Here is a 26,365-nt window from a genome sequence, read left to right on the forward strand (position 1 = left end):
GCTTATTGAGTAAGTTCGTTAATCTGCTCTAGTACGCTTTGGGCTAATGCTTGTTTGCTTGCTAGAGGGAAATTCTTGTGACCGTTTGGCCAATATAAATTTAACGCATTGTCGTTTGAGTTGAAGCCGATACCCGCTTGAGAAACATCATTCGCACAAATGAGGTCGAGTTTTTTTCTCGATAGTTTATCCAGTGCATATTTCTCAACATCTTGAGTCTCAGCAGCAAATCCTACGGTAAATGGTCTGCGTTGTGTAAGGTTAGCAACACCTGCAATAATATCGGGGTTTTTCACCATACGAACCACAATCTCATCGCTACCATCGACTTTTTTCATCTTCTGGTCGGCGACTTCAGTTGGTCGATAATCCGCTACTGCAGCACAACCAATAAACACATCGCTTAGAGGTGCTTTCTCCATAGCAGCTTGATGCATTTGTTCTGCGCTCGATACATTGATACGCGTTACGTTAATGGGTGTTGCTAGGTTTACCGGACCACTGATGAGCGTAACCTCCGCACCTAGTTTGGCTGCTTGTTCTGCCAATGCATAACCCATCTTTCCTGAGCTATGATTGGAGATAAATCGCACAGGATCAATGGCCTCTTGAGTAGGGCCTGCGGTAATTACAATCTTCTTTCCTTGCAATAGTTTAGGCTGGCATTGTGCAATGCATCGCTCAACTAACTGCATTGGCTCTAACATTCGACCAGCACCAATATCGCCACAGGCTTGTTCACCAGAAGCAGGACCCCAGATGGTCATTCCACGACGTTGTAGCGTGGCGATATTCTCTTGAGTAGCAACATTTTTGTACATCTGCTGATTCATCGCGGGAGCAACTGCCACCGGTGCATCGGTGGCTAGCACCACAGTTGTCAGTAGGTCATTACCCATGCCCGCTGCCATACGTGCGATAAGGTCTGCGGTTGCAGGAGCAAGTAGTACTAAGTCAGCCCATTTTGCAATTTCGATATGCCCCATAGACGCTTCTGCTGCTGGGTCTAATAAGCTTTCAGAGACAGGTTGTCCGGAGACAGCTTGCATGGTCAATGGTGTGATAAATTCTTTGGCTGCTTTGGTCATGACAACTTTGACTTGAGCGCCTCGTTCAGACAAGCGTCGAGTCAATTCAGCACATTTGTAGGCTGCGATACCACCGCTGATACCGAGAACTATTTTTTTCCCTTCAAGAGGTTGCATGCTCATTTTCTCAATTAAATTAATAAGGTAACCATACCATATATTGGGCTGGAATTAGAGTTTGACAAGTCGACTGATTGCTTGCGATTTAGATGCAATTTCTGCTCTGTCTTACTCTCGGTATGGTGATTTTGCATCAATACTTTAACGCTAACCATGATCAGCAAGGGGATGAGATGACATTAAAAGCACTGCCTAAAGAATCGCTTCCTCGAGAAAAGCTAATCAACCATGGTCCGAGTTCGTTAACGGATGCTGAATTGCTAGCTATTTTCTTGCGCACCGGATGTCCGGGCATGAATGTCTTAGAACTTGCTGATCACCTGTTAAAGTCCTTTGGTTCATTGCGGCACATATTAACCGCACCACAAGATAAGTTTTGTCAGCACAAAGGATTAGGGCAAGCCAAGTATGTTCAATTGCAGGCCTTTATTGAAATGACACAGCGCTATCTTGCAGAGACTCTAGAAAAAGGTGACGCATTGACTAGTCCACAGCAGACTAAACTGTTTTTGCTGAGTTTACTGCGAGATAAACAACGTGAAGTATTTTATGTACTATTTCTCGATAATCAGCATCGAGTCATCAACCATGAAAGCCTATTTGAAGGCACCATAGATGCGGCGAACGTTTACCCTAGAGAGGTGGTTAAACGCTCACTGCAGCACAATGCTTGTGCCTTGATTCTTGCACATAATCATCCGTCGGGTGTTGCTGAGCCAAGTCAGGCAGATAAGCGCATAACACGTCGCTTAATCGATGCACTTGCGCTGGTGGATATTCGAATACTGGATCATTTTGTTGTAGGGGATGGTGAAGTAGTGTCTTTTGCTGAGAGAGGTTGGATGTAGCAAAGCTAGACAATAGTTAGCGACGCTGCATCTCTGCCCACCAATTTGAGTCAGCGACAATTTGTCCTGCATCATCAAGCTCTGGATAAGGCAAACCTTTCCTTTTTGCGACCTTGGCTAGAACGGGATGACCACGTTCAAACAGTGTCTTATGAATAATACGATCGGAGAGTTGCTTGGTTGGATTGTTGTACATATCTTGGTTTTGGCGCTGACGCTGTGCCTCGAACAAGATCAAGGCGCTCGCCACTGATACATTCAAGGATTGTACCATTCCTACCATAGGAACAATGATGTCTTGGTCTGCCATCTCTACAGCCATTTTACTGGTCCCGTCTTTTTCACCACCGAGCACAATAGCAGTAGGCTTGGTGTAATCTACCTCACGGAAATCGACAGCAGTGTCTGACAGGTTGGTCACTAGAATTTGCATACCTTGGGCTTTGAGTGCTTGGTAAGCTTGCTCTATGGTGTTGTGAGTCTCGACTTCGACCCAATTACGAGCGCCAGCGGAAGTGTGACTCAAGGTGCGCATTTTTTCGTTGGGCCAAACAGCATGTATCTTGTGTAACCCAACCGCATCTGCAGATCTTATCACTGCAGATACGTTATTGGGTTTGTGCACTTCCTCTAGGCAGAGGGTTAAATCCGGCTGTCGAGCCTTAAGAACGGCAACAATTTTTTGATAACGTTCTGGACTCATTGTTACCTACGACGACGACGAACTTTAAGCGCATGTGGCATCACGCGAATCTTTTTCATGATGTCAGCAAGGTGAATCCTGTCTTTAGTCGTTAAGGCAACGGTCACTGTGTATAAACGGCCATCTTTTTCTTCAGTAGAAATACCGTGAATATTTGACCCTGTGCGAGAGATAACATTGGTTAACTCGGCAAGTGCACCTTGGCTGTTTTGCATATCGATCTGTAGCTCGGTAATGAACTCTTGTTCATGATTCTCAGACCATTCAACCGCCATGTATTTATCAGGTTCTTTCTGATAACCACGGATATTCGGACAAGTCTCCCTATGGATCACTAAGCCTCTACCCGGAGATACGTGTGCCAAAATATGGTCACCAGGAATAGGATGACAACAGTTGGCATATGTCAGAAGAATACCGTCTGCGCCCTTGATAGAAAGCTTCTTATCAGAACGTGGTTCTACAGAACTGGTTTCGGTAAGTAAATCTGCATCACCTAACAGTCTACGGGCAATGATGATACTCATCAGTTCGCCTAGACCGATAGCCGCTAGCATATCGTCTACAGACTCTAGTTTTAGGTCACTAAGAACCTGCGCGATATTCTCTGGGTAGATAGTATCGATAGAGTGGCGGCCTAAGGCGTGATTTAACAGGCGACGGCCTAGAGCAATTGATTCTTCACGGCGCATAGTTTTAAGAACCTGACGGATCTTAGTGCGAGCGCGAGAAGTTACTACATAGTTAAGCCAAGCCGCGTTAGGTCTTGCTCCCGGAGCACTGATGATTTCGATCGTTTGACCGTTCTTCAGTGATTTACTTAGAGGGTATGGATTTCTATCGACACGCGTACCTACACAGGTGTTACCTACGTCGGTATGTACCGCATAAGCAAAATCTACCGCCGTCGCACCTACGGGCAGTTCTACAATGCGACCTTTTGGTGTAAATACGTAGATTTCATCTGGGAACAGATCAGACTTAACGTTCTCAATGAATTCGAAAGAGTTACCGGCACTTTGTTGAAGCTCAAGTAGGCTTTGCATCCAGCGCTGAGCTTTAATCTGAGCTGTGGTACCTGTGCGCTGGCCATTATTTTTGTATGACCAGTGAGCAGCAACACCCTTATCTGCCATTTGGTCCATGTCTTCAGTACGAATCTGTACTTCAACAGGAACACCATGAGGACCTACCATTGAGGTGTGTAGTGATTGGTAGCCGTTCGCTTTTGGTACCGCAATGTAGTCTTTCATTCTACCAGGGCGAGGCTTGTACAAGCTATGTGCTTGGCCAAGAACGCGATAACAGGTATCGGCATCATCAACAATCACTCGGAACGCGTAGATATCCATAATGGTATGGAAGCGCTGTTCCTTGGTCTTCATCTTGTTATAGATAGAGTAAAGATTCTTCTCGCGACCTAAAACCTTAAAGTGGATACCACACTCTTCCAAGCGTCCCTCTATTTCAGAGTGAATGCGTTGGATCATTTCCTTTCGGTTACCACGAGCGGTTTTCACCACTTCCTTTAAGACGCGATAACGGTTGGGATAGAGAGCCTCAAAGCCGAGTTCTTCAAGCTCAGTCTTAATATTGTGGATACCCAATCTATGAGCCAATGGCGAGTAGATTTCAAGGGTTTCACGAGCAATGCGGCGACGCTTATCTGGACGAAGTGCACCTAGCGTACGCATATTGTGCGTGCGGTCAGATAGCTTAATCAAGATAACGCGGATATCCTGAACCATAGCCAGAACCATCTTACGGAAGTTTTCCGCTTGAGCTTCTTTACGGTCTCGGAATTTCAACTTGTCGAGTTTCGAAACACCATCAACGAGTTCGGCTACCGCTGTACCAAATAGATTTTCAAGTTCTTCTTTGGTGACTTCGGTATCTTCAATAACATCATGAAGAAGCGCTGCTTGGAGGGTTTCTAGATCGAGGCGCATTTCTGCAAGGATTCTTGCAACGGCCACAGGATGGATAATGTAAGGTTCGCCACTAGAGCGCGTTTGCCCTTCGTGTGCTTCTTTTGCTACCGAATAAGAATGACGTAGAGCCTCAACTTGAGGCTCTGTTAAATATTCTTTGGCAACATCTTTAAGGCTATCAAATAGATACAAATTACGGGCCCGAAAGGTTACGAGGTGTTGTGCAGATTAGCGAGTGTGAGCGATGCTGCTTACTGCTGCTAATTCTGCTGCTTCCTGCTCTTGTTGTTCTTGACGATCTTTAGCGTCCAAGATTTCCTTAGTAATCAAACCTTCTTCGATTTCACGAAGAGCGATTACTGTATGCTTATCGTTCTCTTCTGGCACAAGTGCATCTTTACCGCCAGTTTGCATTTGACGTGCGCGACGAGCAGAAATTAGAACAAGGTCGAAACGGTTACCAACTTTTTCAACAGCATCTTGTACAGTTACGCGTGCCATGAGGACTCCAATTACTAAATTACTATTTTAAATGACGGGAAATTATACAGCTTTCTAGATTACTCTGCTAGTAAAGCTGATAGCATTCCACTGTATTTTGCTGTTTGTTTGTCTTGTTTAAGACGTTCTGCACGCAGAATGGCTCTAAAATCCATCAAAGCAGCATCGAAATCGTCATTAACTATGATGTAGTCATATTCATCATAGTGTGACATTTCTGATTTCGCCTCACTCATTCGCTTAGCGATAATTTCTGAACTATCTTGACCGCGCACATTTAGGCGACGCTCAAGCTCTCCATTGGAAGGAGGAAGAATAAAAACGCTTTTCGCGTGTGGCATTTGTTCACGGATTTGACGAGCGCCCTGCCAGTCAATATCCAAGAATACATCAATGCCTCTATCTAGGTTCTCTTCAATCCAAACACGAGACGTACCGTAGTAGTTACCAAATACTTCAGCGTGCTCTAAAAAGATACCTTGCTCTATCAATGCTTCAAATTCATTGCGTTCAACAAAATGATAGTGAACACCATCTTCCTCACCAGGGCGAGATCCGCGTGTAGTGTGAGAAACAGAAACCTTCATTGCGTACACCGGGTTTTTTTCCAGCATAGCTGATATCAGGCTAGATTTGCCTGCTCCGCTAGGTGCAGAAACGATATATAGGGTGCCTTTTCCCATTCGTAGAGCTCCGAAATAGTGATATTGAATAAGCATCAATAAAGATAGCACTAGAGTTAACATCTCGATAACCCTAGGAAAATGGTTGCGAAGGATAGCACGGAAAAACACCAGATCTCAACTGCGAATAATATTCAGAACGATGGTCTGTAAGGTTATGTGCCGATCACTGAGAGAATCTGGAACCTAGCTCCAAACGAATCAAACCTGCAAATATCTCGTGATTCATACACTAACAAGCAAACCGCTTTAGCGTCTTGGATTGAGTATGAAGAAACTGTTTAGCCTGGTGTTGGTGTTGTTAATTGCTGCGATAAGTAGAGTAAATGCATCTGAAATCTCTCTATTAAGTGAGTGTCAGGGGGCGCTCTCCTGCGATGGTGGTCGAGAACCCAACCTTCCAGACAATGATGAAAATGATGATAACGACAAGGATAATGAAGACTCTGGTTTAGAGTCGGATCCAGTCAAAGAGGACGTTGATGCAATTCAAGCTGAAGTTGCCGGTATTTCTGCACAGGCTATGGAAGCTGCTTCCAGTGCAGGACTAGAGGTCGATCTAAACGCAACGGAAACGGAGACTCAAACCGCGACTATTCAAGCGGAAAGTGAGCAACAGCAGCAGCAAAACAGCGAGCAAGGACTTGAGGGGGATGATAGTGGCTGCCCTGTGGAATTGTATTCCGGTTGTAAGATAACCCGTGAACAAGATTATGAACATCCGCTATTCCCTCTCACTAGACAACATAGGCTTAACCAAGGTTCTGCATGGTCGCTAGGGGCTGGATGGCATAGCGCCTTAGATAGCCGGATTTTATGGGGCGTAGATATCGATGCAGACTTTGTTATTGAAGAAAACCAAGCTGTGGTTAATCAGTATCAACAGGTTATCGATAATATTGAAACCAGCATTACGAGCATAGAATCATCATTTGTTGACCGAATTGCTTACAACGAAACCAGTGTTCAATTGAAACTATCGGAAGCAATAGTTGAGTTAATCTTGTTGCAAAATACCTACCTTGAGAAGAGAGATAGAGCTCAAACGACACTGGAAACGCTAATTCGTCACAACGATCAATCTGAAGCCTACCGGAAGAGAAATCACTATTCGACTGACCCCCACTTTCCTGCTGAATATGAAATAGGTCTACATACAATAAAGTGGGTAACGCCTCAAGGAGCACGCAAGTTATTTTCGTATGATGTGGATAGCTCTACTACTAAAGCTCATTCTGGCCATAGCGCACGCCTAGATATTAGTGATGAGGGAGAGGTTACTGTTACCAACTTACAAGGAACACGCTACCAATACAATGTTCATGGTTTTCTGGTTGTGGTTAAGGGAAATGATGGTCGACGAGTCGATATTGAAAGAGATAACAAGCAGAAACCTATATCGCTATCTGATGAGTTGGGACGTACGCTCCAGTTTGTTTATGCCGATGGCCGACTCTCCGAGATAGTCGATCAAGAGGGGAGAACCACTCGCTATTCGTACCAACGAGGGATGTTGACCGATGTAGTGCAATTCAATGGAGAGCAACATAGTTATCAATATGACTATCAAGCTAATCCTCTCGCATTGACGTTAAAATCTGACGGCGAGGGAAATAGCGCCCATTACATCTACCGGAAGCAGAATGGAAAAACGGTTGTCGATACCCAAATCGACCCGAGTGGAAATGCCTTTTCCTATGAGTATGATTTCTCGAATCGTATTACAACGGTGATTAACCGTAATGGAACACGAACTCGCTATCAGTACAACGCGCATAATCAAATCACTTCAAAGGTATTCGAGAGCGATGGCAGTGAACTCAGTTATCTGTACGATAACTATGGGAATTTAATCGCTGAATATAATGAGTTAGGGGATGCGCTTGTTTACAGCTATGACGACTTTGGTCGCTTGCTATCACGTACAGATGCCATGGGTCGAAGAACGGATTATATGCGAGATGAACAAGGGAGAGTACTAACAGAAACGAACAATTCGGGCGAGACTACATACTTCAATTATGATCAGAACGGGCGACTAGAAACGAAAATCCTTGCCGATGCCTCAATGATTGAAGAAGAGTGGCTCAACAACCTACTTATCAAACGTGTCGATCAACAGGGAAATCATACTCTCTTTAATTATGATGAACTTGGTTATCCAATTCTGATAGAACGCTTCGGACCTAATACGTTACCTGAACAATCTATTATTCGTCATCAGAAATTCGACAGAGTAGGGCGACTGCTTTGGACCTCTGAGGGCTCATTGTCAACGCCAGAGTCAATGTGGCGAACAACTCGTTATGATTACCAAAGTGAGGATGGGCGAAGCGTAAACTCACCAACTCGTATTATTGACCCTATGGGAAGGGAAGCGTTTAAGCGATATGACAGCAATGGCCTCATCACCTTTGAACAAGGCTTTTCTGGAGCAAAAACCTACTTTACTTATACCCCACGTAAGCAGTTAGAGAGTAGGCGTGTCGTCATTCTAAGTGAAGACGGTAACACTGAATATGTTACCCGCTATAGTCATGATGCAGAAAATAACCTGGTCAAGGTAGTTGAACCTCATGGCGCAACTTGGCATTACCAATACGATAATCGTAATCGACTTATTAACTCGTCTTTGGAAGGGACAGAGATAACTAAGGCGTTCACCTATGATTTAGCCGGTCGCAAAATTACAGAAACAGACAGCACCAACCATTCTTCTCATTGGAGTTATTACGCCGATGGGAAAATACAATCCACCTCTAATCCTTTAGGTAACGTGACAGAACATTTCTACGATAATGCCGGTCGTTTACACGCTATTTACGACAATGAACGCAGTTCATATTCCATTCAAACTATGCGAAACGAATTAGGTCATATCGTTGAAGCCCAAGACGGCAACCATAATCGTGTTCAATTTCAGGTTAACTCGCTAGGGCAGGTTGTATCTGTATCGATTCCCAACAGTGGGCAGATGCGTATACAAAGCGACTTGAATTGGCGAGGCCTACCAGTAAGACAAAGCGATGCCGCTGGTGGCGTACACGAAAGTGAATATAACGCATTTGGGCAAGTCGAAAGAGCGACAGATTCTGAGGGTGGGATTGAAGAATTTGCATATGATCTGCTGGGGCGCAAAGTTCTTTATATTAACAAGTCTGGATTGGTAACGCAGTGGCGGTTTGAGCAGCAGCCAAGTCAACTGATTGTAACTCAAGTAGAGTCTGATAGTCGCCATGCTGTGATGGTGCAAGGAAATAGTCGAGTTAGCATTAGAACTTTTGATTTATTAGGCCGCTTACTAGAATATAGAGATGCTGCAGGGCAAGAGTGGCTATTCAAATACAATCAACAAGGGTTAGTGGCCTCAATTATTGCGCCCAACGAGGTGCATATATCTCGAGGATATAACCTTGCAGGGAATCTGATCTCGGAGATTGTAACAACCAGTGAGGGTGAATCGCGAGAAAGTTATTATACCTATGATGGAAATGGCCGAGTTATAACGGAGCAGCTTCCTTATTATCGCTTAGGGGTAGTTAATACCTACCGTTACAACGAATTTGGGCAGGTGACGGAACTTATATTACCTGATGGTAGCTCACATCGCTTTTCATATGACTTGGCCGGTCGAAAGATTTCCGCATCGAACCCGCTTGGCTACGTAGAGTTCTGGCAATATGATGCAAATGACAACATTGTTGCCTTTACAGACCGAGATGGATTTAGATGGGAGTATGGCTATAACGCTGATAATCAAGTGTCGTACATTGTTGAACCAGAAAACAGTAATGGAGCTGCTACGCAGTATCAATATGATTCAATGGGAAGACTACTTGCCACTATCAATCCTCTTGGGCATCGCCAGTCAAATACATTAGATAGTTTGGGTAGAGTTGTAGGTTCAACGGATGCAGTAGGCAACACGACACACTATCAGCTTGATTCAGCAGGGCGCCCTGTTCTTATCCGCAATCGCCTTGGTGAAGAAACTAGCCAGAGCTTCGATGCCTTTGACCAACTAATTGCGAGAACCGACGCTCTCGGAAATACTACTCAATTTCAATACGATAAATTAAGCAGGCTATCACTAGAGGTCGATGCTGTTGGAGGGAGTGAAGGCTGGACATATAACTATCAAAACCAAATCCAGACATATACTAATCAGCTATCTCTGATCACTGAATATCACTATGATGATTTTGGAAATCTTGTGCAAATAGAGCAGCCTGATGGGGTAGTCACAAAGTATCAATTTAATGCAGCCAATAAGCTAACTCGTGTGACATTACCAAATGGGGCAAGCCAGTCATTTTCTTATGATGAGTTAGCCAGATTGAACTCATTTAGTAATGAGTTGGGTGATCAATGGCATTATGACTATGACCTAGCTGGACAAGTGAGTCATGTGTATCAACCTGATCACAATACAGACATTCAGTTCCACTATGATCTGCGTGGCAATATGACAGAGCGCCAGTACCGCTATCAAAGTAGTTGGGTTAGTGAAAAGTTGAGCTACGACGGACAGGGGCGCTTAGCGAGTATTAATAGCCCTGAGTTAGTGGAGCATTACAACTATAATGCGGCTAGCCAATTAATACAGGTAGATAATCACCAAATAGGACAAAGCTTTCAATATGAATATAGCCCAGTAGGCAAGCGTACCTACAGTCAATCCACTAGCATTGAGGGCGTAAGCTACCAACATGATGCTGAGGGTCGGGTTATCAAGATTGAGAGAGACAGTAATGAAGGCATTAGAGTATTCAATCTCGCCTATGACCAGAAGGGACAGCTAGTACAGATTGATTACCCTAACCACAGTCGACGAACAATAGCTTACGATGCACTTGGTAGAGTCACGGATATCAGCATCGAGCAGGAAGACTTTAAAGGCAATCGCTGGAGAGGGGCATGGAATAGTCTTGAAGTATTTGAGTACCGTTACGACCTTGCTGGTAATGTGATTGCACAAAACAGGAAATCAGAGTCAACAGATAATGACCAATGGGCTTATTTCGAATATGACCAAGTAAATAGACTAATTCGAGCTGACTATCCTGGAAAAGAAGATCTCGAATATGAATGGGATGAGTCTGGAAACCTGCTACAAAAGAAAACTAAATCACACAACTCTACCTATCGTTACAACTCAGCGAATCAACTGATGGAGATGCAAGGGCACAGACTGCCAGGCTTTTTGTGTGCTGACGAAAGCTGTGACAATGATGATATGGATTCTTTAAATCAAGTCTTTGAATATGATTACAATGCTAATGGCCATTTGGTGCTCGTTCGTAATGGAGCTGAGCAACAGGCTTACGAACATGACGCTTTAGGGCGAATGACTGGTGTTGTTAACTCAGATGGTAGTTCTGTCAGCTATGGATACGATGTCCGTTCAAGACGTATAAAGTCTCAGCGAGTTTATAAAGCCTCTCAAAACTCAAACAAGAAAGCTCAAGAGAACATCAGCACTTTGTATAGTTACTATGATGGTAGGCAGGAGCAAGGACAGTGGAGCTTGACGGAAAATGATTACTCCCCACTTCGTTCATTGACGCTGTTGCCTCGAAACGATCTCCCGTATGGTGTGATGCTTCATCAAACGCTATATGACATTGATTCTTCATTGCTAAAAGCCAGCGGTACTAAAGGCTCTGATATTGCCCATTTGTATGTGCATCATGATCGCATAGGAAGCGCTATACATGTGCTAGATGAGACTGGAACAACGGCAATGCGTTTAGGCTACAGCCCATTTGGGCAGACTTATCGCAAGCACAACGATAAAACGTTCTGGAAAATTAATGCTGGGATAAATGCGAATAAGCAATTAGCTCAGCTCATGCCATATCAGTTCACCGGTAAATATACAGAGAGTAGTACAGGTCTTATTGATCTTGATGCTCGATGGTACAGTCCACATGCTAATCGCTTTGTGCAGCCAGACTATTGGAGCCTAAAAAACACTTATCTTCCTGTAGAGATTCAGCATGAACTCATAGGAACGACTCGACTTAATACCGATATGCTACTCCGTGATCCTAGCCAACAAATGGCCTATGGTTATGTGAGTGGTAATCCACTTTTATGGGTGGACCCATTTGGGCTTGCCGTACTAGTCTTATCAGAAGAGTCTACTCTTGGGGCTGGAGCTTTAGTATCAAGTAATAGTGGCTTTGCTGTAGGAATTGTTAATGGAGATGTGAAGGTGCACCCTTATCAAAGAGTTCAAGTTGAGGTGATATCTTCGTTAGAAGCTACAACTGGACTATCGGCAGAGCTTGTTACCGGCGTCGATGATCCTAGTGAGCTTGCTGGCACTTCAATTGATGGAGGCCTGAGTGTTGGTCTAGGAAGTCCAGTTACTACGGTTGGTGGGAATGTTGACATTGATGCGCATGGCGATTTTACCTTAGGGCTAAACTTTAAAGTTGGCCCTAGTTTGTCTTCTCCGGTCAATGTATCGTCATCTTACTCTGAAACATTTATAGGCCCTGATTTAACGGAAACAAACTACATTGACCGTGCAGTTTCATCTTTCAACAAAGCTTTTGAACGAACTTTTATCGGGAACAAACTATGCTACTAAAACTAAGTGCCACTCTTTTCTTTGCTGTCGTTTCGTTTGCTAGTTTCGCATATGACTCTATTGATGATTTAGTGAGCGGAAGTATAAAGTACCATTTTACAAACTCTCCCGAAAAAACAGCAGAACTTTGGGCTCCATATAGTGGAGACTCTGCACCGATAGCGAATGCTTTGATTCGTTATGAAACACTATATGGAAAGCCACTATCCTATGACACCATGGCGACTGAAAAAATAACACCTCGAGTTTCTATTGTGTTCCTAGCTGTTAACTATGAGAAAGGAGTTACTTTTTTAAGATTACAAACTTACCTAGATATGGACAATAAATGGTCTTTGATGTTTGTAACTATAAACCCCGAACCTTTTGGCTTGATACCAACGATGATTACCTTCAGTGATAGATATAGTAGCTACAATAATTGACAAAATAGCTATCGCGTATAGCTCGTAATCAAGCTTAGTTTATAAGAACAGTAACAGCTCTTTTTAGTAGTTAGGCAATTCTATAATTTGTGGTTTCATGAGTACGGTGCACTACAGAGAGGGAGATAAGGCGGAGAAATTAATTGCCACTTATTCTTTTGGGTGAAGGCTTACTCTTTGTTGCGGTATCAAGTGTACTATTTCGAATTCGAGTCAAAGACTCTTAAACCTAATAGTTTTAGCAAAAAAGGCCCATAAATGGGCCTTAATGATATTGAGTGACTTAAAGTCGACTATTCAATATTCTGGATTTGCTCACGCATTTGCTCAATCAGAACTTTTAGTTCAACACCAGAAGCGGTGATGTCAGTGCTGATTGATTTAGAGGCTAGGGTGTTTGACTCACGGTTGAATTCTTGCATCATGAAGTCTAGACGACGGCCAACAGCGCCACCTTTTTTCATTATGCTGGTGGTTTCTTTTACGTGAGAGTCTAGACGGTCTAGTTCTTCTGCTACGTCAGACTTTTGAGCCAATACAATAAGCTCTTGCTCTACGCGAGATGAGTCTAGCTCGATAGACGCTTCTTCAAATTTGCTTAGTAGGCGGTCACGTTGCCATTGTAGGATTTCTGGCATGCGAGCACGAACGCGAACCACTTCAGATGTGATTGCTTCTAGGCGCTGGTCAATAAGAGCTTTCATGTTCTCGCCTTCGCTTGCACGTGCTTCGATGAAGTCCGCGATTGCACCTTCAAAGCCAACTAGTAGGTCTTTGTTTACTGTGTCCATGTTTTGCTCCGGTGTTTCCATAACACCTTGCCACTGCATTACTTGGAACGGATTGATGCGGCTAGTTTCGCCAGTCATTGCCATTACTTGGTTTGCAGCGTTGATAACTTGCTTTGCTAGGTCTTCATTGATAGTGAGCTCACCCTTAGCACTTGGGTTTGCTTCAAAGCGCAGGTGACACTCGACTTTACCGCGAGCTAAGCGCTTACGAAAACGCTCGCGAAGAATTGGCTCTAGACCACGGAACTGTTCTGGTAAACGGAAATAGGTTTCTAGGTAACGTTGGTTAACAGAGCGTATTTCCCATACTGCGTTGCCCCAATCACCTTTAACTTCTTTGCGCGCGTAAGCGGTCATGCTGTAAATCATTAAAATACCTTTATTCATCACATAGGTGTGCGTCTATATTGCGGGCAATCTTAGCACAAAACCGCACTTCTTCGCACAAAACCGAGTCTCTTGATACAAAAGCACACCTTCGTGCATGGTCGCATCCTATCGCATGTTCCTATATAATCTCGACCCAATCCCATACCCAATTATTTAGGTGACTCCCAATGCGTCCAAACGATCGTGCAGTAGATCAGGTTCGTCCTATTAAAATGACTCGCAACTACACCGCTTATGCAGAAGGTTCTGTATTGGTGGAGTTTGGCAATACCAAGGTATTGTGCAACGCCTCTGTAGAAGAGAATGTTCCGCGTTGGTTGAAAGGCAAAGGTAAAGGTTGGGTAACAGCAGAATATGGAATGCTACCTCGAGCAACACACACGCGTAATCGCCGTGAAGCAGCAAGTGGTAAGCAGGGTGGCCGTACTATGGAAATCCAACGTCTTATCGCTCGTAGTCTTCGCGCTGTCGTTGACCTAGAAGCGATGGGCGAAATCATGGTGACGGTTGACTGTGATGTGATTCAGGCTGATGGCGGAACTCGTACTGCATCTATCTCTGGTGCAAGTGTTGCTATGGCTGATGCGTTCCAAAAGTTAGTTGCACAAGGCAAGCTAAAAGCGAACCCTATGAAGGGCCACGTGTCTGCAGTTTCAGTGGGTATCGTTAATGGTCAAGGTCTGTGTGACCTAGAGTATGTTGAAGATTCAGCAGCTGATACAGACATGAACGTAGTCATGACTGAAGAAGGCAAAATGATTGAGGTTCAGGGTACCGCAGAAGGCGAACCGTTCTCTCATGAAGAATTGATGGAATTATTGGCTCTGGCTCAAAAGGGCATTGCTGACATCATCGAAGTGCAGAAGGCTGCACTGGCAGAATAGTTTTTAAGTAGCTCCTTTCGGGGCTATTTTTTTGTCCTCGAAAGGGGGCGTATTTACACATGTTTAATTTGTAATAAAGAGAGAAAAGAATGAAAGCATACCAGCGTGAATTTATTGAGTTTGCACTTGAGAAACAGGTTCTTAAGTTTGGTGAGTTTACTCTGAAGTCTGGCCGTACTAGCCCTTACTTCTTTAACGCTGGCCTGTTCAATACTGGTCGTGATTTGGCACGCTTAGGCCGTTTCTATGCAGCTGCACTAGCGGATTCTGATATTGACTATGATGTGCTATTTGGCCCTGCATACAAGGGTATCCCAATCGCAACAACGACAGCAGTAGCATTAGCGGATCATCACGATACGGATAAGCCATACTGTTTTAACCGCAAAGAAGCAAAAGATCACGGTGAAGGTGGCAACTTAGTAGGTAGCCCATTAGAAGGCCGTATCATGCTGGTGGACGATGTGATCACTGCGGGTACAGCAATCCGTGAGTCAATGGAAATTATCCAAGCAAACGGTGCTGACTTAGCCGGTGTTTTGGTTGCTATTGACCGTCAAGAAAAAGGCAAAGGTGAACTGTCTGCTATTCAAGAGGTTGAGCGTGATTTCGGCTGCTCTATCATTTCGATTGTTAGCCTGACTGACCTAATAACGTTCCTTGAAGAGAAAGGTGGCAACGCTGAGCAACTTGAGTCTGTAAAAGCTTACCGCGCCCAATACGGCATCTGATCGATCCTGATATTAGAGCCTAAAACGCCACCCTTGGGTGGCGTTTTGCGTTTTAGTAGCCCTTGTCAAAGTCGACAATAGCCTTCAACGGTTCTTCATCTAACCAACGCTGATAGTTATCTTTGAATAGCCCGATAACCTGGTTGGGGAAGCTGTGCGCCGCAATATGTGGTGTCACTGTTACATTAGGGTTTTGCCAGTACGGACATTGTTGTGAGATAGGCTCATTGATAAATACATCCAAATACGCGTGCTCAAGGTAGCCGTCTTCCAAAGCACTGAGTAGCCCTTCGGTTTCTATGGCATCGCCACGCCCCACGTTAAACAATAGCGCCTGCTTGCAATGACTCAAACTCTGCTTGTTGAGCACACCTTTAGTCTGTGCTGTCTTCGGTAATATGGATACAACGATATCTGCCAAACTTAACGCATGGTTTAGCTCAGATATCGGAAAGACAGAATCAAACTGACTATTATCAGGTGCCTTACCGCTAGAATTCACCCCAACAGTGGTTAGGCCAAATGCCTTTGCTACGTTGGAAAGATGAGCCCCAATAGAACCGGTACCTAGGACTACGAGTGTTTTTTCGTTCAAGCAAGCGTAAGGATAGGGTTGCCACACTTGATCTGTTTGCTGTTGTTTATAGGTAGCAAAATGGCGAAAGTGTGCAATGGAGTAGCTTAATACATATTCACTGATTGGCTGCCCGAAGATGCCTTTAACGTTAGTGAGTTGGTAATCACTACGCGGCGCAGGCTGAGTTAATGCATCGACACCGGCATAGATAGATTGCACCCATTCAAGATTCGGGAAATCGTTAATAACTTCAGAAGCCATCGGTGGAGAAGCAAGCAAGATATTTGCCAGAGAAGGATCCTCGGTAATCTCAAGTTGTGGTAAGTCGGCCTTTTTTAGCAGTTCTAAGTACTCTTGCTTGTTTTTAGACAATACATAAAGGTATTGAGTGGCAGTTTTCATTGAAAGCGCGTCCCTGTTTCTTTGTTATTTGGGTGTTATCAAGTACACTTTTGCTGTTTTCCCACAATTGTGAGTCGTTATGTTACAGAATCCTCTTCAGGTTCGTATTGATAAGCTAGAACCTTGGCAACAAATCACTTTTATGGTCAGTTTGTGTGAACGTATGTATCCAAACTATGCCATGTTTTGTCAGACAACGGAATTTGCCGAGGCACGAATCTACCGAGATATTCTCGATAGCATTTGGGAGTTACTTACAGTTAAGAGCGCAAAGGTAAACTTTGAGCGTCAGCTAGAGAAACTAGAAGAGCTAGTTCCTAATTCAGAAGAGTTCGAATTTTATGGGGTTTATCCTGCAATTGATGCTTGCATGGGATTAGCTGAATTACTTCATTCTCTGCTTGATCGTGATTTGCTCCCAGAGTCGGTGCAAAAAATCAGCCAGAACTCAGTGATGACAGTAGCGGATCTTGAAGTGGCTCAGGGCAGTGAAGAAATCACCAACGATAACCAGAAAGAAAATGAAGCTGTGTGCGATGAGTGGGATGTGCAGTGGGCTATCTTCCGTCCTTTACGTGAATGCACTGAGCGCGATATCGACGTGATTAAAGATTTGCGTGCTGAGCTTCGTGAAGAAAGCGTCAGCAACATTGGCGTTCAGTTATAAGCTGATGATCGAGTAATAAAAAATGGGAGCCACTTGGCTCCCGTTTTTTATTTATTTTTCCTTAGACTCAGCTGGTGGCTGTTTGTCCTCGGTTTTTTCTTCTTCATCCGGTTCTTCATCTGTATTGATGATTACGCCTTTTTTCTTGGTCCATTGCTCCCAACGCTCTTGAGCGAGCACTTGCATATCACCGTTTTTATCCGCCTCGTCGACGATTTGTGTTCCGAGTAGGAACTCAAAAATATCCTCAAGGGTTACGATGCCTTGCACTGTACCGTACTCATCTACAACCAAAGCGATATGTAGCCTTTGAGCTAACATGTTAGCGAATACCTTGGGCAGTGCGCTATTGTTTAAGAACACATGAATAGGGCGCATGATGCTGCCCAGCGCTTCTGTACCTCTGCCTTGCTGTTGTAGCTTAAATAACTCCAGTCGGTGTACAAAGCCACAGATATTGTCTTTTTGCTCTATATAAACCAGAGGGCGTGAGAACGGTGTGTCGTGATGTGTTGCTAAGAACTCATTAATAGAGAGCGCGGCACTAACGCGAAATACTACAGGTCGAGGTGTCATTGCCTTAGTGACAGGCACATTAGGTAAATTCAGCAGGTTGTTAAGGATTCGAATTTCATCTTCACCAAACTCATCAGAATCCTTCGCTAGGATAGCCATCGCTGAAATTTCGTCACGTAACTTAGGCTCTACATTGCCACGAGATAGACGCTTGGTTATCTGCTCAGAGAACCAAACGAAAGGTCGTAACATCCATACCATCCAATTTAGTACTCCTGCAGAAGCGGGTGCCAGTTGGCGCCAGTAGGTCGCACCAATAGTCTTAGGCACAATCTCTGACAAAATCAGAATACCAAGAGTAAGCACTGCAGAAAATACACCTAGCCATTGGCTTCCAAATACCACAGACGCCTGTGCACCTGCGCTAGCTGCACCGATGGTGTGAGCGATGGTATTTAGTGTCAGAATCGAAGCCAATGGGCGGTCGATGTCAGACTTAAGCTTGCTTAGCTTGTCGGCAGCAGGGTGTCCTTGCTGTCGCAGCTGAGCAATATAGCTTGGTGAAATACTCAAAAGCACAGCCTCTAAAACTGAGCAAATGAACGAGACTCCGATAGCAACGGAGACATAGATTGTTAGAAGTAACATGGTACCCTAGTGAATTGTTTATGAAACAAGCGGATTATGACAGTCATTTTCAGTAAATGATAGCCTGCTGATTAGGTTGAAAGTGTTGAAAATACAAGCATCAACCCCTTCAGATTAGGTCAATTTGTGAGTTGAATTGCAGAATGAGCTAAAAAATGTTCGCTTGAACCCAAAGAACACCCGCAACCCTTTGCCAGATGGGGGCTTTATGATTTAGAGTGACTTTGTTTTCAAACACTTTAGAAGGGAAACCCCAATGAACAAGACCCAATTAATCGATGCAATTGCTGAAAAAGCGGACCTATCAAAAGCACAAGCAAAAGCAGCTCTTGAAGCTACTCTTGAAGGCGTAACCGAAGCTCTTAAAGAGGGCGACCAAGTTCAACTAATTGGTTTTGGCACATTTAAAGTATCTCACCGTAATGCACGCACTGGTCGTAACCCTAAGACTGGTGAAGAGATCCAAATTGCAGCTGCAAATGTTCCTGCATTTACTGCTGGTAAAGCACTGAAAGATTCAGTTAATTAATGTAAAATACGCCGAGTGACATCGCTCGGCGTATTTTTTTATGAAACACTTCATTGCTTCTACATTAGTTATACTAACTCTAACGGGTTGTTCTTCTGCAACGACTCCTTTACGTCAATCTGCCCAGATTAGTGAGTATTCTGGTGGCGAAATTGATGATTCGAAAACATCTTTATTTTGGCTTACTGAGCGTTTTGATTCACCAGAATCAAGCTCTGATGATGTGATCTTCAAAGATAATACTTGGTACAAAAGCTATTACACATGGGATGGTGACAACCTTCGAGAAATTTCTCGTACAGGTGAAAGACTATCTAACTCTGGCGATCTAATTCCTTTTCAAATGACTTTGCGCTTCAGTGGTACTGGAGAGGCGGTATATCAGCGATTGCGTATCAATGGCAAGGTTATGCCTATGCGTAAACAGCAAATTGATGACGTTAAGAAACAGGCAAGTGATTTGATAGCCAACGGGAAAAACCAACAAAAACAAGGTTTAGAACTGATACAAGGCTATTGGGAAGAAGGTGTATTTGTTACTTGTGAAGGAAAGACATTTACGAGTATCGAGTTTAAAAACCAACTGCCATCGCTGGTCATTGAACGATTGATAGATGAAGACCATTTTGCTGCATTTGTTGGCGAGTATAAGGCCAAAAAAGTTGTCGTTGATAAAATGCTGATGCTTAAGGACGGCGATTATGAGTGCATTGAGAGACCGTCCCTGCAAAGTTAATCACTTAAGATAGAGACTGGTTGGAGCTTTTGTATATTCAGATGCCTAGCTCTATATTCCATCGGTGTCATACCTGTCTGTTTTTTAAATACGCGACAAAAGTAGGTATCATCTAAAAAACCAGATTCAATAGCAATTATGGTTACTTTGTAGTGCCTTCTGTTTACAAGCAGGTTTTTGGCACGCTCTACTCGTTTAAACATTACATATTGTTGGTACGACATGCCTAAATTATTGCGAAATAGCTTGGGTAGATAGAATACCGAGCAATCACATGCTTTAGCCACAGACTCTGCAGTTAGGGCCGTTGTGAAATGTTGATTTACGTAGTCCACGGCTTTTTCAATCTTACTCATAATCCCTTTCCTTGTTTGGATGATGAGTCACGATAATTGAGTTAGTAAAGGTACGCTATTCGATATTCAGCGATATATAGATATATGAAATATATTGCATTAATTTGTACTGAAATTGAGGTGGTTTTAAATCGCTTCGTTCAGAATCTGTGCTTCTTCATTCTTGTTGAGTTCATATCTTAAAAGTCGAAAATCGTAGGCATCATTGTTGAGCATATTTCTGACAAAAGTGTTGTGATAGAGGTGACCAATGGATGTTTCGTAGATAGCACCACCTTCAAAGACGACCTCTGGCTCTAGATATAGGTCTCTGAACAATAGAGATAAGCTAGTTTCGTAAATAGGTGTCCTGAACAGCATATTTGAAGGCAAGGTAGCGATATATTCATGTACATGCTTCCAGATGAATAAATTAATCGCAGATAGGATGACGATCGTTAATTTATTATCTGATTTCTCATAAACATAGGCTGAAACAATAGCACCTTGATGATAAAAAATGCGAACCCATGGGTCGCTAACATTTAGTAACTTCATTAATTCATCTAGGCTAATAGTGTCTTGCAGAATATGTGAGTGCGAACTGTGCACCCAGTCTCTTTGGTAGTCAGTGAGTCGAGAATATTTAACAACAGCTTCGCTGGTAACTGGGTAGTCGAAGAATGTGCTTTGTTTTTCAAACAGCCTTTCAAAAGTCTTTACGCGTTTCATGAGTTGCTGTTCAGACTGAGCATATTGGTAATTAACAGAGAAAAAATGCGCAAGTCCCACACGACGTAATATCGATGGGGTAACCTTTCCTCGTTCCCAAAGACTAATCATCGATTGAGTGACATTAGCAAATACACGGTGTTCTTCACTAAGCTGATTAGCCAGTTCTCCTTGGGATAAGCCAATTGCAATTCTCTGGGCTTTCAGTTGTTCGTGGAAGTTTTGCTTGTTTATGGTCATTGATAATGCACAGGGAAGTATTCGTGAGGATTATGGTTTCTGGTATGACCATTATACTTTAACAGGCTTGGTGGAAATAGAGAGAAAGCGATAGGGAACGTATAAATTCAGCGTGTGAATATAAAAAGCCACTTCAGAAACTGAAGTGGCTTTGGTATTACGGCTTTACTGCGGACTTAAGCGTAGTTACTTTTGTTGCTCGCGAGCAATCGCACGATAACCAATATCGTTGCGATGGAACATGCCGTTCCAACTTACTTGTTTAGCGAGTGCGTAAGCTTGTTGCTGCGCTTCTGAAACTGTGTTGCCTAGAGCAGTAGCACAAAGTACACGACCGCCGTTTGTCACGACGTCGCCTGCTTCATTATTGGCTGTACCTGCATGGAAGATTTTTTGATCTTCAGCATCGATTGATGGTAAAGAAATCACATCGCCTTTAGCGTAGTCAGCAGGGTAACCACCGGCTGCTAGTACAACACCAATTGAAGCACGAGGATCCCATTTAGATTCTGCCTCATCTAGTTTCTCGTCGATTGCCATTAGGCAAAGCTCAACAAGGTCAGACTCCATACGCATCATGATAGGCTGAGTTTCAGGGTCGCCAAAACGACAGTTGTATTCGATAACCTTAGGTGTGCCATCTTCGGCAATCATTAGGCCTGCATATAGAAAGCCTGTGTAAGGTGCGCCTTCTGCATCCATGCCACGTACAGTAGGGTAGATCACTTCTTCTAAAATACGGTTGTGGATTGCTGGAGTCACTACCGGTGCTGGAGAGTAAGCTCCCATACCACCAGTGTTAGGGCCAGTATCTTTATCGCCAACACGCTTATGATCTTGGCTGGTTGCCATAGGCAGCACGCTAGCGCCGTCAACCATAACGATGAAGCTTGCTTCTTCACCCTCTAGGAATTCTTCGATTACTACGCGGCTACCCGCTTCACCAAATGCGTTACCTGCAAGCATGTCTTTGATTGCATCTTCAGCTTCAGTAAGGGTCATTGCAACAATAACGCCTTTACCTGCTGCAAGGCCGTCTGCTTTAACAACAATAGGTGCGCCTTGTTCACGAACGTAAGCAATCGCTGGTTCGATTTCAGTAAAGTTTGCGTAAGAACCTGTTGGGATGTCGTGACGAGCTAAAAAGTCTTTAGTAAACGCTTTAGAACCTTCAAGCTGAGCTGCTGCTTGAGTTGGACCAAAGATAGGTAGCCCAGCTTCACGGAAGGCATCTACAACACCAATAACTAGTGGTGCTTCTGGGCCTACGATAGTCAGCTCAATTGCTTTTTCTTTTGCAAACGCAACAAGAGCGTCGATGTCTTCTACGCCGATGTTTACATTTTCTAGCTTTGGCTCTAAAGCCGTACCTGCGTTACCTGGAGCAACGAAGATAGTGTTAACTTTTGGGTTTTGTGCTGCTTTCCAACCAAGTGCGTGCTCACGACCGCCAGCACCGATGATTAATACGTTCATGTTTAATCCTCACGTTTTAAATTCTTAAAAGCCTCTCAAATTTGAGAGGCTCGATAATTTACTAATCGTCTAAGTAATGCGAAGTGATTAGTGGCGGAAGTGACGCATACCAGTAAAGATCATCGCCATGCCATGTTCGTCAGCAGCATCGATAACTTCTTGATCGCGCATTGAACCACCTGGTTGAATCACACACTTGATGCCTGCGTCAGCCGCAGCGTCGATACCATCGCGGAATGGGAAGAAAGCATCCGATGCCATTACGCAACCTTCAACTTGTAGACCTTCATCAGCGGCTTTAATGCCCGCGATTTTCGCAGAGTAAACACGGCTCATTTGGCCTGCGCCTACACCGATAGTCATGTCACCTTTTGAGTAAACAATTGCATTCGACTTAACGTACTTCGCTACTTTCCAGCAGAATAGAGCATCTTTTAGCTCTTCGTCTGTTGGTTGGCGCTTAGACACTACTTTAAGGTCTTCTGCTGACACCATACCTTGGTCACGGTCTTGAACTAGCAGGCCACCGTTCACACGCTTAACGTCAAAGCCTGTGGTCTTGCTTGTCCACTCACCACACTCAAGTAAACGAAGGTTTTTCTTAGCCGCAACGATTTCTACTGCTTCAGCAGAAACAGAAGGAGCGATGATAACCTCAACAAATTGGCGTTCAGTAATAGCAGTTGCAGTTGCAGCATCTAGTTCGCGGTTGAACGCGATGATGCCACCAAATGCAGACGTAGGGTCTGTTTTGAATGCGCGGTCATAAGCTTCTAGAATGTTTTCGCCTAGCGCTACACCACATGGGTTAGCGTGCTTAACGATAACACATGCTGGCTCGTCAAATTCTTTCACACACTCAAGAGCGGCATCAGTGTCAGCGATGTTGTTGTAAGACAGTGCTTTACCTTGGATTTGGCGAGCTGTTGATACAGACGCTTCTTCTGGGTTTGCTTCAACATAAAATGCAGCTGCTTGGTGGCTGTTTTCACCGTAGCGCATGTCTTGCTTCTTCTCGAACTGTTGGTTGAACGTACGAGGGAATTTCGACTCTTCGTCACCTTCTTTGTTTTCACCGTAAGAAGGAACCATAGTGCCAAAGTAGTTAGCAATCATGCCATCGTAAGAAGCCGTGTGCTCAAATGCGGCAATCGCAAGATCAAAACGAGTCTCAAGGGTTAGAGATGCATCGTTTGCATCCATTTCTGCAATTACGCGACCGTAATCGTGAGCGTTTACAACGATGGTCACGTCTTTGTGATTTTTCGCTGCAGAACGAACCATTGTTGGACCACCGATATCGATGTTCTCAACTGCATCTGCAAGGGTACAACCTTCTTTTGCTACGGTTTCAGCGAATGGGTATAGGTTAACAACAACCATATCGATAGGATTGATGCCGTGCTTTTCCATCACATCATCGTCTTGTCCACGACGACCAAGTACACCGCCGTGTACTTTAGGGTGAAGGGTCTTAACACGACCGTCCATCATTTCTGGGAAGCCAGTGTAGTCAGACACTTCAGTGACTGCTAGGCCTTGTTCTGCAAGTAGGCGAGCGGTACCGCCAGTAGAAAGAAGTTCAACATTGCGTTCAGCTAGGGCTTTAGCAAATTCTACGATGCCAGTTTTATCAGATACGCTGATAAGAGCGCGGCGAATTGGGCGAGCGTTACTCATGCTTCCATATTCCTCAAGTACTTAAGATTATCCGCTATCGACAGAATAAATGAGAAGCCCCGAATCATTAGCTCGATCGTCTGGTGCATACTCACAACTTCTGCTGATTTTGGAATCAAGTTGGATGAAAAGATGTTTGTCAAAGTTGAGTCTGCGTCATGATGATGAAACAACTTTGACAAAAATCTTCGGCGTGCAAAAAAACATCAATTCGAATGGCGCGTATTCTAGCGAATAATTTAGTAAAAAGCTCGCGCAATCGTTTGGCATTTGCATTTTATTGTAAATAAAGTGCCTTTTAGGCACTCAGGTGATTTAAAAGTACAAAACAAACACTTTGAAATATTCATCATTTATTATGGATGTTAAACTTGACCTTAGAGTTATATCTAAGGTTTATACTTAGCGAAGTAATACAATATTAACGAGTCTCGATATGTACAAGATAGGGGAACTGGCAAAGCTATTTGACATTAAGCCAGATACACTGCGTTTTTATGAAAAGCATGGCCTGTTAAAGGCAAGCGCACGTAGTGATAATGGTTATCGGGTTTATAACTACAATGATGCCGATAGATTGAGGTTTATAATTCGAGCAAAGAAAATTGGTTTCACGTTGACCGAAATTGAAGACTTGTTATCAATCCAAATTGATAAAGACAGCCATACTTGTCATGAAGCCAAAGATATCGTGGATCTCAAGTTACTTAATGTTCAAGAAAAAATTCGAGAGTTGCAGGTGTTTCAGAGCTCATTGAGTAAGTTGAGTGCTTCTTGCTGTGGTGGGAATGAGCCTGCGACTCATTGTTCTATTTTGGAAGCACTAGAAAGTGCTGATGATGATGTAAAGGATGAAGCAAAGTGAGTTTGGTTGATAATTTTGTCGATCTATTTATAGAGTCTGGCTTTTGGATGTTGCTAGGGCTAGTGGTTGCTGGTCTTTTAAAAGAGTGGATTCCCACTGATCTTTTATCAAAGCATTTGGGTGGTAAAGGGGCGAAAACGACGATTAAGGCTGCCTTTATTGGAGCGCCCCTACCATTATGTTCATGCGGTGTAATTCCTGCTGCATTAGGTTTGCGTCGAAGCGGTGCATCAAAAAGCGCCACCACCTCATTTTTGGTGGCCACGCCAGAGACTGGTTTGGACTCTGTTTCTGTGTCCTATGCGTTGCTTGGACCTTTTATGGCAATCATACGCCCCATTGCAGCGGTTACTAGTGCAATAGTCGCAGGGTTATTGGTTGGTAAAGATGATAGTGAACCTAAACTAAAAGTCAGTGGTGTGAAATTGACATCAGCTAAGGCTGATGGCATGAGCGTCAATGCAATCAAGTCGCCTGTAATGACGTCAAGTTGTTGCTCTAGTAAGAAAACATCATGCTGTGCTCCGAAACCTGAGCCAGTTAAATCTTCATGCTGTTCTTCAACGCAAAGCTCTTGTTCTTCTACTGAATCAGTAGGAAATAAGACGGCAATGCAAAAACTCAAGTCAGGAGTTCACTTTGCTGCGACAGATCTAATTAAAGACATCAGCACCTGGTTGATGATTGGCTTGTTCTTTGCTGCTTTAGTGCAAACGTATGTAGAAACCGATTTTCTCGCGAAATGGGGAGGGAGCATTTGGAGCATGCTGATGATGGTAGCGATCAGTGTTCCTATGTATATCTGCGCAACCGCATCAACGCCTATCGCAGCCGGACTTTTGATGTCAGGAATTAGCCCCGGTGCGGTGTTAGTGTTTATGCTTGCAGGCCCTGCCACAAATGTTGCAACGTTAGGTGTTGTGGGGAAAGAGTTGGGTAAACGTTCTCTCATTGCTTACTTAACTGGAGTTGTAGGTACTGCGATTGTGTTTGGGCTTCTCACTGATTTCTTGGTAACAACTTACGGTTTCTCAGTACAACCATTGAGCGCCGGAGAACATGAAATATTACCGCATTGGCTAAGTATTTCATCAGCGATAGTGCTGGCACTGCTAATGGCAAAGTACTACTGGAATAAAGTAATAACGGTATTTACACAACGTTCTTTAGCTCACTAAACTATCTATATAGGTAAGTAGGCCAGCATTGATAAATGCTGGCCTTTTTTATTGCTAAATGTAGTCATTTATCTCTAAAGAACACACGTTA

At 43.8% G+C, this 26,365-nt stretch carries 22 protein-coding genes; 10 read left to right on the plus strand and 12 right to left on the minus strand.

Going from position 1 to position 26,365, the window contains the following annotated elements:
- Positions 1 to 2: 2 nt before the first annotated feature.
- Positions 3 to 1,205: a bifunctional phosphopantothenoylcysteine decarboxylase/phosphopantothenate--cysteine ligase CoaBC gene (gene coaBC / locus OCU48_RS00660; protein ID WP_141346565.1), complete on the minus strand. Its 1,203-nt coding sequence runs from the start codon at positions 1,203 to 1,205 to the stop codon at positions 3 to 5.
- Between the two features lie 176 nt (positions 1,206 to 1,381).
- Here coaBC and radC point away from each other — a divergent pair, with 176 nt between their 5' ends.
- Entirely contained in the window at positions 1,382 to 2,056 is a 675-nt protein-coding gene (gene radC, locus OCU48_RS00665) for a RadC family protein (protein ID WP_141346564.1), read from the plus strand.
- Positions 2,057 to 2,072: 16 nt separating this feature from the next.
- Here the strand turns inward: radC and trmH are convergent, their stop codons facing one another.
- Genes trmH through gmk form a run of 4 tightly spaced genes read right to left on the minus strand, consistent with a single transcriptional unit; the run spans position 2,073 to position 5,874 of the window.
- Complete coding sequence (gene trmH, locus OCU48_RS00670; RefSeq protein WP_141346548.1) at positions 2,073 to 2,759, minus strand: tRNA (guanosine(18)-2'-O)-methyltransferase TrmH; 687 nt, start codon at positions 2,757 to 2,759, stop codon at positions 2,073 to 2,075.
- A gap of 2 nt (positions 2,760 to 2,761) precedes the next feature.
- Positions 2,762 to 4,882 carry a bifunctional GTP diphosphokinase/guanosine-3',5'-bis pyrophosphate 3'-pyrophosphohydrolase gene (spoT, locus tag OCU48_RS00675; RefSeq protein WP_141346547.1) on the minus strand — a complete coding sequence of 707 codons (2,121 nt, stop codon included), beginning with the start codon at positions 4,880 to 4,882 and terminating at the stop codon, positions 2,762 to 2,764.
- 36 nt (positions 4,883 to 4,918) lie between these two features.
- Positions 4,919 to 5,191, minus strand: coding sequence for a DNA-directed RNA polymerase subunit omega (gene rpoZ, locus OCU48_RS00680; protein WP_141346546.1), 273 nt, complete (start codon positions 5,189 to 5,191; stop codon positions 4,919 to 4,921).
- Between the two features lie 59 nt (positions 5,192 to 5,250).
- A complete protein-coding gene (gene gmk, locus OCU48_RS00685) occupies positions 5,251 to 5,874 on the minus strand; it encodes a guanylate kinase (protein WP_141346563.1) in 624 nt (207 codons plus the stop codon).
- A gap of 268 nt (positions 5,875 to 6,142) precedes the next feature.
- Here gmk and OCU48_RS00690 point away from each other — a divergent pair, with 268 nt between their 5' ends.
- Both OCU48_RS00690 and OCU48_RS00695 read left to right on the plus strand, forming a co-directional pair.
- Positions 6,143 to 12,472 (plus strand): RHS repeat-associated core domain-containing protein, encoded by a 6,330-nt coding sequence (locus OCU48_RS00690; RefSeq protein ID WP_141346545.1) that lies wholly within the window; start codon positions 6,143 to 6,145, stop codon positions 12,470 to 12,472.
- Positions 12,463 to 12,897 (plus strand): hypothetical protein, encoded by a 435-nt coding sequence (locus OCU48_RS00695; protein ID WP_141346544.1) that lies wholly within the window; start codon positions 12,463 to 12,465, stop codon positions 12,895 to 12,897. The genes OCU48_RS00690 and OCU48_RS00695 overlap by 10 nt, the downstream gene beginning before the upstream one ends.
- A gap of 293 nt (positions 12,898 to 13,190) precedes the next feature.
- Here the strand turns inward: OCU48_RS00695 and OCU48_RS00700 are convergent, their stop codons facing one another.
- Positions 13,191 to 14,057: a YicC/YloC family endoribonuclease gene (locus OCU48_RS00700; RefSeq protein ID WP_141346543.1), complete on the minus strand. Its 867-nt coding sequence runs from the start codon at positions 14,055 to 14,057 to the stop codon at positions 13,191 to 13,193.
- 188 nt (positions 14,058 to 14,245) lie between these two features.
- On the opposite strand from OCU48_RS00700, the gene rph reads away from it, so the two are divergent.
- Both rph and pyrE read left to right on the plus strand, forming a co-directional pair.
- The gene (gene rph / locus OCU48_RS00705) at positions 14,246 to 14,962 is read left to right on the plus strand and encodes a ribonuclease PH (RefSeq protein ID WP_141346542.1); all 717 of its coding nucleotides are present in this window, start codon (positions 14,246 to 14,248) and stop codon (positions 14,960 to 14,962) included.
- Between the two features lie 89 nt (positions 14,963 to 15,051).
- A complete protein-coding gene (gene pyrE, locus OCU48_RS00710; protein WP_141346541.1) occupies positions 15,052 to 15,693 on the plus strand; it encodes an orotate phosphoribosyltransferase in 642 nt (213 codons plus the stop codon).
- A gap of 52 nt (positions 15,694 to 15,745) precedes the next feature.
- On the opposite strand, the gene OCU48_RS00715 is transcribed toward pyrE, so the two are convergent.
- Positions 15,746 to 16,672, minus strand: coding sequence for a D-2-hydroxyacid dehydrogenase (locus OCU48_RS00715; RefSeq protein WP_141346540.1), 927 nt, complete (start codon positions 16,670 to 16,672; stop codon positions 15,746 to 15,748).
- Positions 16,673 to 16,751: 79 nt separating this feature from the next.
- Here OCU48_RS00715 and OCU48_RS00720 point away from each other — a divergent pair, with 79 nt between their 5' ends.
- Entirely contained in the window at positions 16,752 to 17,339 is a 588-nt protein-coding gene (locus OCU48_RS00720; protein ID WP_141346539.1) for a YjaG family protein, read from the plus strand.
- A gap of 51 nt (positions 17,340 to 17,390) precedes the next feature.
- Here the strand turns inward: OCU48_RS00720 and OCU48_RS00725 are convergent, their stop codons facing one another.
- Positions 17,391 to 18,503: a CNNM domain-containing protein gene (locus OCU48_RS00725; RefSeq protein WP_141346538.1), complete on the minus strand. Its 1,113-nt coding sequence runs from the start codon at positions 18,501 to 18,503 to the stop codon at positions 17,391 to 17,393.
- 256 nt (positions 18,504 to 18,759) lie between these two features.
- Between OCU48_RS00725 and hupA the strand changes: the two genes are divergently transcribed.
- Both hupA and OCU48_RS00735 read left to right on the plus strand, forming a co-directional pair.
- Positions 18,760 to 19,032, plus strand: coding sequence for a nucleoid-associated protein HU-alpha (hupA, locus tag OCU48_RS00730; protein WP_141346537.1), 273 nt, complete (start codon positions 18,760 to 18,762; stop codon positions 19,030 to 19,032).
- Between the two features lie 40 nt (positions 19,033 to 19,072).
- Positions 19,073 to 19,768 carry a DUF1481 domain-containing protein gene (locus tag OCU48_RS00735; RefSeq protein WP_141346536.1) on the plus strand — a complete coding sequence of 232 codons (696 nt, stop codon included), beginning with the start codon at positions 19,073 to 19,075 and terminating at the stop codon, positions 19,766 to 19,768.
- On the opposite strand, the gene OCU48_RS00740 is transcribed toward OCU48_RS00735, so the two are convergent.
- From OCU48_RS00740 to purH, 4 genes are all read right to left on the minus strand, one after another.
- The gene (locus OCU48_RS00740; protein WP_141346535.1) at positions 19,765 to 20,124 is read right to left on the minus strand and encodes a helix-turn-helix transcriptional regulator; all 360 of its coding nucleotides are present in this window, start codon (positions 20,122 to 20,124) and stop codon (positions 19,765 to 19,767) included. The genes OCU48_RS00735 and OCU48_RS00740 overlap by 4 nt on opposite strands.
- Positions 20,125 to 20,250: 126 nt before the next feature.
- Entirely contained in the window at positions 20,251 to 21,075 is an 825-nt protein-coding gene (locus OCU48_RS00745; RefSeq protein ID WP_141346534.1) for a helix-turn-helix domain-containing protein, read from the minus strand.
- A 186-nt stretch (positions 21,076 to 21,261) separates the two neighbouring features.
- Entirely contained in the window at positions 21,262 to 22,551 is a 1,290-nt protein-coding gene (gene purD / locus OCU48_RS00750) for a phosphoribosylamine--glycine ligase (protein WP_141346533.1), read from the minus strand.
- A gap of 87 nt (positions 22,552 to 22,638) precedes the next feature.
- On the minus strand, positions 22,639 to 24,231 hold the full coding sequence (gene purH / locus OCU48_RS00755; protein WP_141346532.1) for a bifunctional phosphoribosylaminoimidazolecarboxamide formyltransferase/IMP cyclohydrolase: 1,593 nt from the start codon (positions 24,229 to 24,231) through the stop codon (positions 22,639 to 22,641).
- A 436-nt stretch (positions 24,232 to 24,667) separates the two neighbouring features.
- Between purH and zntR the strand changes: the two genes are divergently transcribed.
- Together zntR and OCU48_RS00765 are read left to right on the plus strand one after the other, a co-directional pair.
- The gene (gene zntR, locus OCU48_RS00760; protein WP_141346531.1) at positions 24,668 to 25,096 is read left to right on the plus strand and encodes a Zn(2+)-responsive transcriptional regulator; all 429 of its coding nucleotides are present in this window, start codon (positions 24,668 to 24,670) and stop codon (positions 25,094 to 25,096) included.
- Positions 25,093 to 26,274, plus strand: a complete 1,182-nt coding sequence (locus OCU48_RS00765) for an SO_0444 family Cu/Zn efflux transporter (RefSeq protein ID WP_141346530.1) — start codon at positions 25,093 to 25,095, stop codon at positions 26,272 to 26,274. The genes zntR and OCU48_RS00765 overlap by 4 nt, the downstream gene beginning before the upstream one ends.
- Positions 26,275 to 26,365 lie beyond the last annotated feature (91 nt).

The organism is Vibrio inusitatus (assembly GCA_024346935.1).
Classification (GTDB): domain Bacteria; phylum Pseudomonadota; class Gammaproteobacteria; order Enterobacterales; family Vibrionaceae; genus Vibrio; species Vibrio inusitatus.